Genomic DNA, 14,567 nt, shown 5'->3' with positions numbered 1-14,567 from the left:
ATTCGTTTCCTTATAGGCAAATTCCTGCAATTAGCTAGCTATCCAGCTAATCCTTCCCCCGATAGTTAAATAAGAAGTAAGTTTAATTGGCAAACAATATCTACGAACAGAGCCCAATAAAAAGATATAAAAAATCCGATTAATTCTTCTCCATAATAAGAGGAATTAATCGGATTTGTTTATTTTGTAAAGTTATAGATTTTTTTCTTTAATAAATGTAAGGACCTGATTCATGGCAGCAATCCCCTGATCAATACAGTCAGGCATTCCAATACCATGATAGGATGCTCCGGCCAGATAAATTCCCGGAAGCTCCTTGTCCATTCTTTCTTTAATCATTTTTAAACGATCTAAATGACCGACTTCGTACTGAGGCATCCCTTCATTCCAACGAGTGACGATGGTGAAATCCGGTTTTTCAGTAATTTGCATGATTCTGTTTAAATCATCCAATACAATTTGTTCAATTTCACCGTCTGATAAGTCTACGACTACCTCATCACCGGCTCTTCCTACATAACAGCGCAGTAAAACCTTGCCATGAGGCGTAGTATGCGGCCATTTTTTATGAGTCCATGTACAAGCCGTAATCGTATAATCACTGTTTCTTGATACAAGGAATCCTGTTCCATCAATATCCTCTTTAATCGCGCTTGCATCAAATGCCATTGATACCGTTGCAACCGATGTGGAAGGTATTACCTTAAACGGCTCAAACATCCCATAATCCGGCAGCATTTGCGGAACAGCCTGATGGGGAGTAGCCAATATAGCTGAAATGACAGGTAACCGATCCCCATTATTTAATGTCAGCATATATCCTTCACCTGTTTTAATAATCCCATCAACTCTCGTCCCTTTAAGGATTTGATTTGCTGGAAGCTTTGCTTCAATGGCATCCGTCAATGATTGCAGCCCTTTATTAAAGGTTCGGAACATACCAATTTTGCTATCTCCTGCTGATTTATTGTCTTGTGATACTGGTTTTTTAGGACGGTTCTTTTTTGTACCCAATACAATGCTTCTGTATTTCTTCTCCAATTTTAGCATATCAGGAAACGTGGACATTGTGCTTAACTTGTCGAGATCGCCTGCATAAATTCCTGAAAGAAGAGGCTCAACCAGATTCTCCACTATCTCATCCCCAAGACGGCGCCTTAAAAATTTCCCTAATGGCTGATCGCCTGGCTCTTTAGAACGCGGCAGGATAAAATCCATAGCTGCTCTCATTTTACCTGATAGAGAAAACAGCCCCGTTGTAATAAACGGCCCTATCTCCGTAGGAATCCCCATAACCGATCCACCCGGAATTGGATGAAGGTTATCCTTTACGAGAATATAAGATTTCCCTGTTGAATTTGGAACAATCGTGCTTTCAAGACCCACTTCTTTCGCCAATTCTGTCATGCTCTTCTTTCGAGCCAAGAATGAATCTGGGCCTCTTTCAATGACAAAACCGTCACGTTCTACCGTTTGCATTTTACCGCCAAGCCTAGTTGTAGACTCTATTAGAATTACATTATATGGAAGATTGTCTTCCTTTACTTTTTTATCAAGGTAATAGGCTGCCGTCAGACCCGCGATTCCACCACCAATGATTGCAATATTTTGTTTCGTTGAATCCAATTTTATCGCCTTCTTTTCATTGTTGGTTATCAGTTAAGCTCCATTTTTTTCATAACTGCATCAACCATGGCATTGATGAAATCAGGATGCGTATTCGGCATGGCAGGGCGATAGTATGTTGCGCCTATCTCATCCGTAACCACCTTACATTCATAATCATTGTCATAAAGAACTTCCAAATGCTCAGCCACAAAGCCAACCGGTGTATAGACAAACGCTTTATATCCATGTTGTTCATAAAGATCTCTTGTCAAATCCTGAACATCCGGTCCAAGCCATGGATCAGGTGTATTTCCGGCACTTTGCCAACCAACCGCATAGTTTTCAACGCCTGCTCCTTCAGCAACCAGTTTTGCTGTTTCTTCTAATTGCTGTTCATATGGATCGCCTAGCTGTTTAATTTTTTCAGGTAAGCTATGTGCAGATACGATTAATACCGCTGCTGATCTTTCCTCCGGAGTCATTTGATTAAATGCTTCTTTTACATGGTCAACCCAATATTTAATGAAGTTTGGTTCTTTGTACCAGCTTTCAACTGAAGTAATTTTCATGCCATATTTATCAGCAACATCTTTTGCACGTCCATTGTATGATTTAATGCTGAAAGTGGAATAATGAGGTGCAAGCACAATGCTAACTGCCTCCGTGATTCCGTCAGCATGCATTTTTTCAACAGTATCTTCAATAAATGGCTCAATATGTTTCAAACCTAGATAAGCTACAAATTCATATTGATCCTGTACTTTATTTAGCGCTGCTTCCAAATGAGCTGCCTGATCTTCCGTTGTCTTTCCAAGCGGTGAAATCCCGCCAATCGCACGATATCTTGAAGTCAAGTCTTCAAGCATTTCTTCAGACGGCTTTCTTCCGTGACGAATATGTGTATAATAACGCTCAATATCTTCTTCCTTATAAGGTGTACCGTATGCCATTACTAATAAACCGATTTTTTTCTTTGTATGTGCCATTATTCAGCCTCTCCTTTTGATGTGATGATAGTTGCAGAATACTCATGTATAAATGCAGTCAGGCGTTTTAGAACTTCAGGATTCACCTCTGGGAAGACCCCATGTCCAAGGTTAAATACATGACCCGGTTCCTGTAATCCCTGTTCAATAATCTCTTTTGCTTTCTTCTCAATGGCATCCCAGGATGAGGTAAGCAATGCCGGATCAAGATTTCCCATTACTGTTTTGTTTATTCCGATATTTCTTGCTTCAGTAATGGACAGCCTCCAGTCAAGACCGACAACATCAAGTGGAAGGCTATTCCATTCCTTAGCCAAATGGCTTGCTCCCACACCGAACATAATCAAAGGAACTCGCACTTCCCTAAGTTCTGTGAATATCCGATTCATAATTGGTTTAATATAGTATTGGTAGTCTTGAACATTTAAGGCACCGACCCATGAATCAAATATTTGGATTGCTTTTGCGCCTGCTTTTACTTGAGCTTTCACATAGATAATAATGGTATCTGCCAGCTTATCCATTAATGCAAACCATGCCTTTGGTTCGGTATACATAAATGCTTTTGTTTTTGTATAATTCTTAGAAGGACCGCCTTCAATCATGTAACTTGCGATTGTGAAAGGAGCTCCTGAAAATCCGATTAACGGGACGGATAATTGTTCTTCAGTCAACAGTTTAATCGTATCGAGAATATAAGGAACATCTTCTTCTGGATTTAATTCACCAAGCTTTTCGACATCGGCTAATGATTGAATTGGATTGTCGATAACCGGACCAATTCCTGATTTAATGTCAACCTGTACACCAATTCCAGGCAGCGGAGACATAATATCTTTATATAGAATAGCTGCATCTACATCGTATTGTTCAACCGGTAGTCGAGTTACATAGGCTGCTAATTCAGGTTGATGAGTAATTTCAAATAAGGAATATTTTTCTTTAATTTTTCGGTATTCAGGCTGAGATCTTCCCGCCTGTCTCATATACCATACTGGAGTGTGATTTACCTTCTCTTTATTAATTGCTTTTAGGAAGGTATCATTGAATTTTTGTCTCAAAGCCGCTCCGCCCCTCTTTTTTACTATATATTTTATATTTTTTTCCTGAATTACATCGTTTAGGCATCAATAACAACTATATCCTTTCAGCCTTTCCTTGTATATAATCGTGAAAAAATTGTCAAAAAATAGACTTAATTTAAACCATTATAGTTAAATGCTCCTTACCTAACAGCAATGTAGGTTATGACTTAACTAATAATGGGTAAATAAAATGTTACAAATTAGAATAATTACTATTAACTAACGACTCCATTATACTAAAATATCTAATCAGGGGGCAAATAATGAACTTCTATATAACGACAGGAACCTTCAGCTTTTTAAAAAGGATACAAGATAAACGAGCAAATTTACCTCTTATTTTATTGAACAATCCTAAAACTGCCGCTCTGATTCATGAAACGGATCAGAAAACAATCTTTTCTTCAGCAAGAAAGTTCGAAGTTTTGGATGGATTCGGTCCACTTAAACAAGAAGGATTTTATGCTCTACATAATATACCTGTTTCTATTGAAGATCGGCCTGCATTTGAATTTGACCTTAAAAATAAATTAGTGTCTATCAAAAATGAAACTGGGATCCATGCGATGCGTATACTTAGCCCTATCAAATCTGATACCTATGTTGTTTTGACAAACTGGAAGAACGAACAGGCCTATGCAAAAGGGGATACAAGTGCACTAGTCCCAAATAAGTCCAGCCTTTTTAACACACAGGTATTGTTTACAGGCAGTCCTTACACTGTCACCTTTCATGCTTACAAAGAAGAAAACAAGTAGGGGAAGGCAATTATCATATTTGAAAACCGTCTACAATGATAACCATACTGACATATCATCTATTTGGCTCCTTAATCATTGTTTATCCTTTTTTTAAAATGTCAATCTACTAAACTTATAGAAGTTTTACTAAATTTAGTTTAATAATGGTTAATTATGTAAATAAGGATACTAGGAAACCATGTCATTTAATTAGGGGGATTATATGGAAAAGGAGCTATTTCAAAGATTAGAAGATGATTTCAAAGAAATGGTGGCCATTCGCCGTTATTTGCATAAGCACCCTGAGCTTTCCTTTCATGAAAAGAAAACAGTACAATTCATAAAAAATTTTTATAAAGAATTAAATGTCCCTATCCGAAGCAATGTTGGAGGTGGCGGGATTGTGGCGACCATACATGGTAAATCCCCTGGCAGAACAGTTGCCCTGCGTGCAGATTTTGATGCCCTCCCCATCCAGGATGGAAAAAATGTCTCTTACCGCTCAACAGTCCCTGGAGTCATGCATGCCTGTGGCCATGACGGACACACAGCTTTATTGCTAATATTGGCCAAAGCGATTAAAGAAATGCAGCATCTGTTGGAAGGAACATATGTCTTTATACATCAGCATGCAGAAGAACTTGCTCCCGGTGGGGCAAAATTTATGATTGAAGATGGCTGCCTTGATGGTGTAGATGCCATTTTTGGAACACATCTTTGGTCTCCATTCCCTACTGGATCTATTTATATAAGCCCTGGCCCAATAACCGCCACTGCCGATCGGTTTAAAGTGACCATATACGGTCAGGGTGGTCATGGGGCAGAGCCTCATACTTCAAAAGACTCATTGGTCATTGCGTCAGAAATCGTATCTCTCCTGCAAACTATAACGAGCAGAAGAATTGATCCAATGGAAGCAGCCGTTTTAACAATCGGGAAATTTAAAGCTGGGGAAGCATTTAATATCATACCTGATAAAGCCTTTTTAGAAGGTACTGTCCGAACCTTTGAATCAGAAGTTCAAGAACAAATTATTGAGGAAATTGAACGAATTGTTCAAGGTGTCTGCCTGGCAAATAACTGCCAATATGAACTGAGATACTTCAGAGGATATCCTCCAACCATTAATCATCCATCAGAGACTGACTATATTGAATATAAGGCAACCGAAATCGTCGGATGCGAAAACATAAAAAAACTTACACCCCTGTTGGTAGGAGAGGATTTCTCGTACTATCTTCAACAGGTCAGAGGATCTATGTTTTTTACAGGCGCTGCTCCCGAGAACACAGATCACCCTTATCCACACCACCATCCTTTATTCGATTTTAATGAGAAAGCCATGTTAATTGCCGCAAAGACCTTGGGCAGTGCAGCCATCGGTTTTCAGGAATGGCGCTATTTCTAATCCCCTTACTTCCACCAGCAAATTTTATCTTCGACATTTTAATATGAAAAACAGAAAAAACTGGCATATCTTTAATCGATGCCAGTTTTTAAGCCTAATAATTTTATTTTCAGCCCATTTCCTCTTCAGTAAACCATCTCATTTGATAAGCGTGTTTTGCCGTTTCACCCAATTGTTCAAGCAGCTGATGATTGGCCCAGGCTCCTACAATTGCGCCGATTCCCGGCACCAACTGCATCATTTTTATAAAGTCAATCGAATCCCGGTACTCCTGCTGAAAGCTTTGCCAATCAATTTCCTGGTACAATCCTTTTTTGTTTTCCCAGTCTTCAATCACTGGGAGAAGCTCTTTCCTTTTTTCTAAAGAAGAAAAAGCAAGCTGGAATACTAACAGGATAAATACTCTTTCCTCCCATTTTCTTGGGTCAAAACCATAAAGCTGAGAGATACTAAATAGATACTTTATTTTTATAGATAGAAGCAGTGGAAAGTCCGATAGACCAAGCAATATTCCTCCTGCCCCTGTTCCCGCTCCTTCAATGACTGCTGTTCTTCTATATATATTCAGCATAGATTGAGCCAGCTCTTCCTTTTCCTCGAGCGTATTCCCAACATGGTCTACTTTCTTAAAATAGGTTGAACCGTATAATACGCCGTCCACCATTGTTTTAATAGAAGAGCTAATTATATCATGTACTTTTTGAGGTATCTTTTGATTAATTGCCGTTTGGGCCTGTTTGGAGATACGCATTGCCATACTTGGCTTAGCGCTGATTTTCTTCTTCCATAACATCAAATCCTGCTTGGCTCTTTCCTCGTACCGTTCAGATGACATACAAAACCTCCAATGCCACTCACATTTTTTTCATTGCATACGGTCTGAAAATGAAAATGAACGCAAAACCACTCACTAATGTTACAATTGCCAATTTAACTCCTGCACCAATCAGAACCGTCATAAAGAAAATTAAATTTTGAATAACTAGAACGGTAATGAGCAGTCTAAGAACAGCCTTCCTTCTATAATCTGTATGCAATGGATAAAGATCCATCACCATTTTTTGATCATGATGATGCCAGATTGGCAGGAGCTGTAAACCTGTTATATATAAAAAGAGAATCGCAATAAATAATGTTCCCCATCCCAGATCTGTAAACAGGAATAAAACAGCCGCAATGAAAGTTAACCTCACAAATAAACCTAGATAGTCATTCGCTCTTACAAATGTTCTGGCATATAAATAGCTGAATGGATTGTTAGACTTACCCGAAAGAAGAGTCATAACACCACCAAGCCATCTTCTCTCTGAGATTTTTTCACGTAATTTTGGAACATCCGTAAACAAATTTGCTACTCGATAAAAAGCAGCCATTCTTCCATTCTCTAGCTCAATCAGCTTTTCCCAATGTAAACTTTCCTCTCTTGTGCTTTTCCAATAATAGAAGCAAAGCCCTCCTAAAAGAAGGAGGACAATTCCCATAAAAAGAAAAGACTCATTCTTAACAAGAAAATACACAAAAGCCGCATTTAGGACGAAACGGACTAATCCATCAACGAAAGATGCACTTTTTTCCCTATAGTACAAAACGAACCAGCGCGAACAAAGATTAATCCCCTTTACAATCAACAAAGATAGGAGCATCCACAAGAAGGATACCGTTTGTTCTTGCATTGTTTGCATATACATTGGCATTAATACAGCCAGAACCATGATAAGAATATAGCCCTGCATGACTAAGCTAAATATGATCGATTTTTTTATATAGGATGATAATTTTGACTCGATTGGCAGTAAGAACACTATGTCCGGATCGCGGAAAAACGTTGAAACCGGGCTAATTGTTGTAACTAATCCTAAGAGAATCGCCATAATCCATACGGTTGGAAAATCAGGACTTAATGTTTTAAGCCATTCACTGTAATAGAACCCCGCTCCTCCCAGCAGAATAATCATTACAAAGACCAGATGTCCATTAAATATGAACCGCAAGTATTTAGTTGTCTCCTTCAGATAATTATTAAAACGGTCCTTCCACAATGTTTCCCTATTCATGGCGATCTTCCTTTGTCAATTGCAGATAAATATCATCCAGGGAAGCTCCAGGCATGTTAAATTGATTGCGTAAATCTTCAATATTTCCTTTAGCCCGTACCTCACCTTCATGAAGAATGATAAAGGAGTCACAATATTTTTCAGCCGTAGCCAAGATGTGGGTAGACATTAAGATTCCTGCCCCCTGATTTTTCATATCCTTCATCATATCCAATAAGGATTGGATGGCAATCGGATCAAGCCCAACAAATGGTTCGTCAACAATATATAAAGAAGGCTCAGCAAGAAATGCACACATGATCATTACTTTTTGCTTCATCCCTTTGGAAAAGTGAGCTGGAAACCATTTCAGCCTTTTTTCCATTCGATATTCCTTTAATAGCTTTTCGACTCTTTCTTGATAAACAGACTCTTCTATACCATAGGCCATAGCAGTCAATTTTAAATGCTCTTCCAAAGTCAGTTCTTCATATAAGATAGGGGTTTCAGGCACAAATGAAAATTGTTTGCGATAGTTGTCTTTATCATCCTTAAACTGGCTTCCATTTATCTTGATTTCGCCATTTTTCGGTGTCATTAAACCAATAATATGTTTGATGATCGTTGATTTCCCTGCCCCATTTAATCCAATCAATGCGACAAGTTCATTGGGTTTCACTTCAAAACTCACGTCTTTTAATACAGGTGTTTTTGTGTAACCGCCTGTTATATGATTAATTTCAAGCAATGACATAGAGACAGTCTCCTTTTCTTTTTCTCCCTATCATTGTAACAAACGGTTCCTAAAACGGAAAACGCTAAAAGTAAATGTGGAACTTTTTTGGACATTTAATATGTATATTAGGAAAAAACATGGGCAATCTATAATCAGAGGGGAACAACATTCACTTTACTTCATTGATAAATGGGGTGTTGGTTCGCGATAACGTAAGGCTTTAACCTAGGGTTTGATCAGTGTACTTCTTTCGAAAATGGGGTGTTCGCTAAAGGCCTAGAACCTGAAATTGGGATCAATAATTCCAAGTGTTAAGGGGATGGTTGCATTGGACATAACATGGGAAAACGACAAAATTGCTTCATCTAAACGATTGGAGTAATTGTCAGAGAAGATTCTGTAAGAATATCCAGGAATTAAGCTTCCCCTCGAGGACTTAGGGGCGTAACATTATATGTTGCGTCCCTTTCCTTTTTTCCCGTTTTTGTCTGTGCTACACTAATACATAATGAATCAATAAATAGAAAGGATGTTAACCATGGAAGATTGTATATTTTGTAAAATTATTAAAGGTGATATCCCCTCTGCAAAAGTATACGAAGATGAGCATGTGATGGCATTTTTAGATATAAGCCAGGTCACTAAGGGACATACTCTCGTCATCCCAAAAGTACATAAAGAAAATGTTTATGAATTAACTCCTGAAATAGCAAGCCATGTGTTCCAGGTAGTTCCAAAAATAACTCGTGCCTTGAAGCAGGAATATCAACCGATCGGAATGAATGTTCTAAATAATAATGGTGAACATGCTGGACAATCCGTATTCCACTTCCACATCCACTTGATTCCACGCTATGGACAAAACGATGGGTTTGGCGCTGTTTGGAAAACACATACAAGTGAATATACGGGCGAAGACCTCGCTAATATTGCTGCATCAATCAATCAGCATATACAATAATAAGAAAAATGGCTTCCTTTCAATAGGGGAGCCATTTTTTAATTTTACAGCTAAGAAGGCTGTCTGTCTTATTAGTATACATTCAAACAACCAATGTTCATTTTAAGATACAGGTGTTTTTTGAAAATAACTGTTAACTCAATTGTTAGAATTACAATAAAACGGTATAGTAAGTCGAAATAATGATTTGAGAAATATTTTAAAAATATACTATACTATTTTTATATTATTTATTTATTATTAGATGTAGATGTTACATAATCGTTCAGATAAAAAAGGTGTATTTCTTACAAGCCTATATAAATGCAATTGGAAGGATGATTTACAGTGATTAATATACTGGTAACGCTAAATTCCACTTATTTAAAACCACTTAAAGTAATGCTTCAGTCCTTGTTCCTAAATAACTCACATAAAACCTTTAAAATTTTTATTATGCATACGGATATTAAAACAGAAGAGATTCATTCCTTAGAACAATTTGTCCATAGAAATGGAAGTGAGCTTATAAGTGTTCAGGTGGATGATGGACATTTTCAAGATGCACCGGTTTTAATGCATTATACAAAAGAAATGTACTATCGATTATTGGCCTTCAAGTTCCTACCGAAAAATTTGGACCGAATCCTGTACCTGGATCCGGATATTCTTGTTCTAAACTCTGTTGATGACCTTTATGAGATGGACCTAGGCAATAATTTATTTGCTGCTGCCTGTCATAATAAAATATCAGTAAAAGGAATTAATCAAATCCGTTTATCCCCTTATGAAATAGATGCTTATTACAATTCAGGTGTATTGTTAATGAATTTAAAAGAACAGCGAAAAGTAATAAACGAGGATGAGATTTTTAAATTTGTAGAAGAAAATAAGAAAAAATTAATTTTGCCTGATCAGGATATATTAAACGCACTTTACTCCAAATATATTAAAAATTTAGAAGAAACGATTTATAACTATGACGCCAGATACTACAATTATTATAAATTAATGTCCAATCATAAGATGGATATGGATTATGTAATCCATCACACCGTGTTTCTCCACTTTTGCGGAAAGAAAAAGCCATGGAAACAAAACTACAACGGTAGATTCCATGCTTTATATAAACACTATGATAAAATGGCATTTCGTGGAGCATACGCTATTGGTCAAGAAATCATGCAGCCTTCTCTAAGGAGTAAGCCAATATAAGGCTGTTATTTAAAAGGCTGTTTCGTAAGAATTGTTGCTATTGTTTAATATTTTTTCTGAGTGTGAAAACAGCCACCTCCATACAGGAAGTGGCTGTACTTGTTATTGAACTAAAATGCCCAGATAGTTTAAGGACAAGAAATCAAATGCTCCTCATTGCTTGTCTAAATTCAAACATTACTATCAATTTCCTACGCGAGGTATAAAAACAGCCACCCCTATATAGAACGACTGTATTCCTTATTCAGTTAAAGCCCCTTCAATGGCCTTCGCATGTTGTTATTGCTCAACAGAAAATGAACTTGTGAATTCATTAATTTCTTTGTTCATTTCCTTAGAACGTGTCCAATGAAGATAGTGATGACCCTGTAAGACTACAACTTTACTAGCAGGATGATTAGTTAATTGTGTCTGATAAAAAGACACGTTATTCTTGCCATCCTCTAATCCCTTTTCTTCTTTCGTTGTAAAGAATAAGACTGGAATAGTAGATGGTAACTTCATATCAACGGTTTTATCAATATTTTCTTTTATTTCATTGGCTTCAGCAACAACGTTTTTGTTGTAACCCTTCCATGCGGAAAGTGCCTTGGTCATTTTTAATTTTTTTTCGGAATAGGTGCCGTCATCTGCAATAGGTAAAAAAACTTGAGAATTAATATACAATGCTAATCTAGCGATTCCGGTTGGTGCCAGATATTTTAAAAACTTAGGCATTTTAGGTGCATCCTCACTAAAATATTCTAAAGCATGTGGTAATGTCGGGTCGATTCCTATGATACCTTTAACTTCCCCTGGGTATGTATTAGCAAAATACATACTGTAAATTCCTGAAACTGAATGAGGCATCAGAATATACGGGCCTTGTATGTTTGATTTTTTTAAGGCTACTCTTATTTCCTCTACAATGTTTTCAACTGTCCGTTCTTTTTTGGTTATATCACTCCATCCGTATCCAAACGGCTCTACCACTACTACTTTATTATTTTTTGAGATTTCATTTATTAAAGGGTCAAAATCCAATGCTGGTGCTGCTGTTCCGAGCCCGCTTAATAAAACGATTGTGTCAGCGCCCTCACCCTTTGTATAAATGTGTATATTTTCACCATCCACTTCAACTACTTCCCCTATGGGTTGGTATTTTGTTTGTTCATATACTGTCATAATATTACTAAAGGTAATCCAAATAACAAACGCTGCTAGAATGGAGAATAAAATATTTCTTAAAACTATCCAAATTCGATATCTTTTTTTAGTTTTCTTCATTACTTTTTATGACCCACTTTCTTTTTATCTATCATAAGTTAGCAACAAGATAATAGAAATGAGCCTCAGAAGTATTTTAAGATAAGTCTTAAGCCTTATAAAACTCTACATCTAATTTCATAAAACCCTCAAGATAGAATCTCCCATATTAGAGTTTTAATTTATTCCATTAACCTGTGTTGATCCTAACAAGTTATCTCCACGCCCCCTGCAATTAACCTAATAGTCTGATTATTTATTTATTTTTATCTCCTTTTGTTGTAGAATATGGTGGAATTCACTCACTTTAGTACTGAAAAGTATTATAGGGAATTAAGTAAAGAATCGCGATATCGGAAGGGGAATAATCATGACACGTGCTTACAATTTTAATGCCGGTCCTGCTGCATTACCGGAAGAAGTATTATTGAAGGCTAAACAGGAGTGGATGAACTTTGAAGGCAGCCATATGTCTGTTATGGAATTGAGCCATCGCAGCAAAGAATATGACAAAGTGCATTCAAAAGCTACCCATTTATTGAAAGAGCTATTAGATATTCCTGATAATTATGAAGTACTATTTTTACAAGGCGGAGCTAGTCTTCAATTTTCTATGGTACCTATGAATCTTCTTTCACCCGATAAATGCGCAAGCTATATTTTGACTGGATCCTGGTCTGAAAAAGCTTTAAAAGAGGCTCGTAAAATTGGACACACAGAAATTGCCGCTTCCACTAAGGATATAAATTATAAGCGTATTCCTGAACATAACAATATTTCTTTGAAACCTGATGCTGCCTATCTGCATATCACCAGTAATAATACCATTTACGGCACTCAGTGGCAGGAATTCCCCAAAACAAATACAGTTCCTCTGATTGCAGATATGTCCAGCGACATTTTAAGCAGGCGAATTAACATAACTGATTTTGGACTGATTTATGCAGGTGCTCAAAAAAACCTAGGTCCATCTGGCGTCACAGTCGTGATTATCCGGGATGACTTAATTAAAGAACATCAGCAATTACCAACCATGCTCTCTTATGATACTTATGCGGCTTCAAAGTCTTTATATAACACACCGCCGACTTTGGCCATCTATTTATTGGCCTTAGTCCTTGAGTGGACAAAAGATAAAGGCGGTGTTGACGAAATAGAAAAAATAAATTCACAAAAAGCCCAGATCATTTATCAGACAATAGACGAGAGTAACGGATTTTACAGTGGCCATGCCGAGAAAGATAGCCGCTCAACCATGAACATCACCTTTACTCTTCCTACTAAAGAATTATCCGACCTATTCATTCAAGAGTCCAAGAATGCTGGCTTCGTCGGTTTGGCGGGCCACCGTTCCATTGGAGGATGCAGGGCATCTATCTATAATGCAGTTCCGATTGAGCACTGCCAAAAGCTGGCCGACTTCATGAATAATTTTAAAAATAAGCATTAACATGTGTTAAATATTGCTAATGGGTGATATACTCTATATAACCTTTTCGCGGTTGGCAACGAGTGCACAATCGGAGAAGAAAATGAGATAAGCTTAGAATAGGAGAGATGAGAAGTGAATACGAAGAATTTGGTGACTTTATCACTGCTAGTTGGAATTGGTACTGTATTGCACACTGTCATGCCGGGAATTGTGTTTGGGATGAAGCCAGACCTTATGCTGATTATGATGTTCCTAGGGATATTTTTATTCCCTGATTTGAAAAGCACGGTACTGTTAGGCAGCGTAACCGGGGTCATATCCGGATTGACCACTACTTTCCCTGGAGGATTAATTCCAAATCTGATTGATAAATTTTTCACTGCTTTACTTATATATGCTATTTTTAGTATCGTTCAAAAGTTAGGCAAAACCTTTGCCTTTTCACTTGTACTGACTTTTATAGGTACACTGGTATCCGGCATGCTATTTCTTGGATCGGCCTATCTGATCGTTGGATTACCTGGACCATTTCTAGCTTTGGCAGCTGGCGTAGTCTTACCTGCAACAGTTGTTAATACTGTCGTAATGGCCCTTATACACCCCATTGCCAGCGGCATTTTAAAACGCTCGAATATAGCAGTTAACTAATAGAACAAGAGGATGCAAACCATAAAAGGTTAACATCCTCTTTTTACGTTCCTCTACTATCTACAACTTCCATATTAAGATTAATACCAAAAGAAGAACTGAAGCCCATATTCCACTCATATGAATCCTCTTCTTTAGTACACGTCTAGCTGGATATACGCCTCCTTTTCCCAGAGAAATGATTGAGTAAAACAATATACTTATAAACCCACTGAAGAGAATTAATATGAGTAAAAATAATGACACTTCCTCCTCCTCCTTTTCATCTACATATCTAATTGTATGCACATTCAATATTTATATGAAATAACATAATACTGGATGAAAAATAAGGTATAACCTAAAAACAAATGAATTTTTTTCCAAAAATAGTTTCCGAAAATAGCTTTTTACGTTTAAAATAATATAAAAAAAGGAATTGTTAAATATAAGGAATAATTTTAAAGGGTATTTTAACTTTATGTAGAAATCTGTTATGGAAAGATAAAATT

At 37.1% G+C, this 14,567-nt stretch carries 13 protein-coding genes; 6 read left to right on the top strand and 7 right to left on the bottom strand.

Going from position 1 to position 14,567, the window contains the following annotated elements; all coding sequences use genetic code 11:
* Window positions 1-192 precede the first annotated feature (192 nt).
* Genes hemY through hemE form a run of 3 tightly spaced genes read right to left on the bottom strand, consistent with a single transcriptional unit; the run spans window position 193 to window position 3,655 of the window.
* The gene (gene hemY / locus F7984_RS04180; protein WP_140461129.1) at window positions 193-1,626 is read right to left on the bottom strand and encodes a protoporphyrinogen oxidase; all 1,434 of its coding nucleotides are present in this window, start codon (window positions 1,624-1,626) and stop codon (window positions 193-195) included.
* 29 nt (window positions 1,627-1,655) lie between these two features.
* The gene (gene hemH, locus F7984_RS04175) at window positions 1,656-2,594 is read right to left on the bottom strand and encodes a ferrochelatase (protein WP_140461128.1); all 939 of its coding nucleotides are present in this window, start codon (window positions 2,592-2,594) and stop codon (window positions 1,656-1,658) included.
* On the bottom strand, window positions 2,594-3,655 hold the full coding sequence (gene hemE, locus F7984_RS04170) for a uroporphyrinogen decarboxylase (RefSeq protein ID WP_066101841.1): 1,062 nt from the start codon (window positions 3,653-3,655) through the stop codon (window positions 2,594-2,596). The genes hemH and hemE overlap by 1 nt, the downstream gene beginning before the upstream one ends.
* Window positions 3,656-3,942: 287 nt before the next feature.
* Between hemE and F7984_RS04165 the strand changes: the two genes are divergently transcribed.
* Together F7984_RS04165 and F7984_RS04160 are read left to right on the top strand one after the other, a co-directional pair.
* Window positions 3,943-4,437: a hypothetical protein gene (locus F7984_RS04165; protein ID WP_066101844.1), complete on the top strand. Its 495-nt coding sequence runs from the start codon at window positions 3,943-3,945 to the stop codon at window positions 4,435-4,437.
* A gap of 205 nt (window positions 4,438-4,642) precedes the next feature.
* On the top strand, window positions 4,643-5,827 hold the full coding sequence (locus F7984_RS04160; RefSeq protein WP_139891496.1) for a M20 metallopeptidase family protein: 1,185 nt from the start codon (window positions 4,643-4,645) through the stop codon (window positions 5,825-5,827).
* A gap of 109 nt (window positions 5,828-5,936) precedes the next feature.
* Here the strand turns inward: F7984_RS04160 and F7984_RS04155 are convergent, their stop codons facing one another.
* From F7984_RS04155 to F7984_RS04145, 3 genes are read right to left on the bottom strand one after another with little or no spacing between them, the layout of a single operon-like run.
* Window positions 5,937-6,662, bottom strand: a complete 726-nt coding sequence (locus F7984_RS04155; protein ID WP_066101850.1) for an EcsC family protein — start codon at window positions 6,660-6,662, stop codon at window positions 5,937-5,939.
* 19 nt (window positions 6,663-6,681) lie between these two features.
* Window positions 6,682-7,881: an ABC transporter permease gene (locus F7984_RS04150; protein ID WP_066101853.1), complete on the bottom strand. Its 1,200-nt coding sequence runs from the start codon at window positions 7,879-7,881 to the stop codon at window positions 6,682-6,684.
* Window positions 7,874-8,614: an ABC transporter ATP-binding protein gene (locus F7984_RS04145; RefSeq protein WP_066101856.1), complete on the bottom strand. Its 741-nt coding sequence runs from the start codon at window positions 8,612-8,614 to the stop codon at window positions 7,874-7,876. The genes F7984_RS04150 and F7984_RS04145 overlap by 8 nt, the downstream gene beginning before the upstream one ends.
* Window positions 8,615-9,134: 520 nt before the next feature.
* Between F7984_RS04145 and F7984_RS04140 the strand changes: the two genes are divergently transcribed.
* Window positions 9,135-9,557 (top strand): HIT family protein, encoded by a 423-nt coding sequence (locus tag F7984_RS04140; RefSeq protein WP_066101859.1) that lies wholly within the window; start codon window positions 9,135-9,137, stop codon window positions 9,555-9,557.
* Between the two features lie 327 nt (window positions 9,558-9,884).
* Window positions 9,885-10,751 (top strand): glycosyltransferase family 8 protein, encoded by an 867-nt coding sequence (locus F7984_RS04135; protein ID WP_139891498.1) that lies wholly within the window; start codon window positions 9,885-9,887, stop codon window positions 10,749-10,751.
* Window positions 10,752-11,030: 279 nt separating this feature from the next.
* On the opposite strand, the gene F7984_RS04130 is transcribed toward F7984_RS04135, so the two are convergent.
* Window positions 11,031-12,017 (bottom strand): alpha/beta fold hydrolase, encoded by a 987-nt coding sequence (locus F7984_RS04130; RefSeq protein ID WP_225983654.1) that lies wholly within the window; start codon window positions 12,015-12,017, stop codon window positions 11,031-11,033.
* A gap of 349 nt (window positions 12,018-12,366) precedes the next feature.
* On the opposite strand from F7984_RS04130, the gene serC reads away from it, so the two are divergent.
* Together serC and F7984_RS04120 are read left to right on the top strand one after the other, a co-directional pair.
* Window positions 12,367-13,446 (top strand): 3-phosphoserine/phosphohydroxythreonine transaminase, encoded by a 1,080-nt coding sequence (gene serC / locus F7984_RS04125; protein ID WP_066101865.1) that lies wholly within the window; start codon window positions 12,367-12,369, stop codon window positions 13,444-13,446.
* A gap of 114 nt (window positions 13,447-13,560) precedes the next feature.
* Window positions 13,561-14,076 carry a tryptophan transporter gene (locus F7984_RS04120; RefSeq protein ID WP_066101867.1) on the top strand — a complete coding sequence of 172 codons (516 nt, stop codon included), beginning with the start codon at window positions 13,561-13,563 and terminating at the stop codon, window positions 14,074-14,076.
* The last annotated feature ends 491 nt before the right edge of the window (window positions 14,077-14,567 follow it).

The sequence above is a fragment of the Pradoshia sp. D12 genome (assembly GCF_008935075.1).
Classification (GTDB): Bacteria; Bacillota; Bacilli; order Bacillales; family Pradoshiaceae; genus Pradoshia.
Note: the sequence above shows the minus strand (reverse complement) of the source record. Positions and strands in the feature narration are given on the sequence as shown.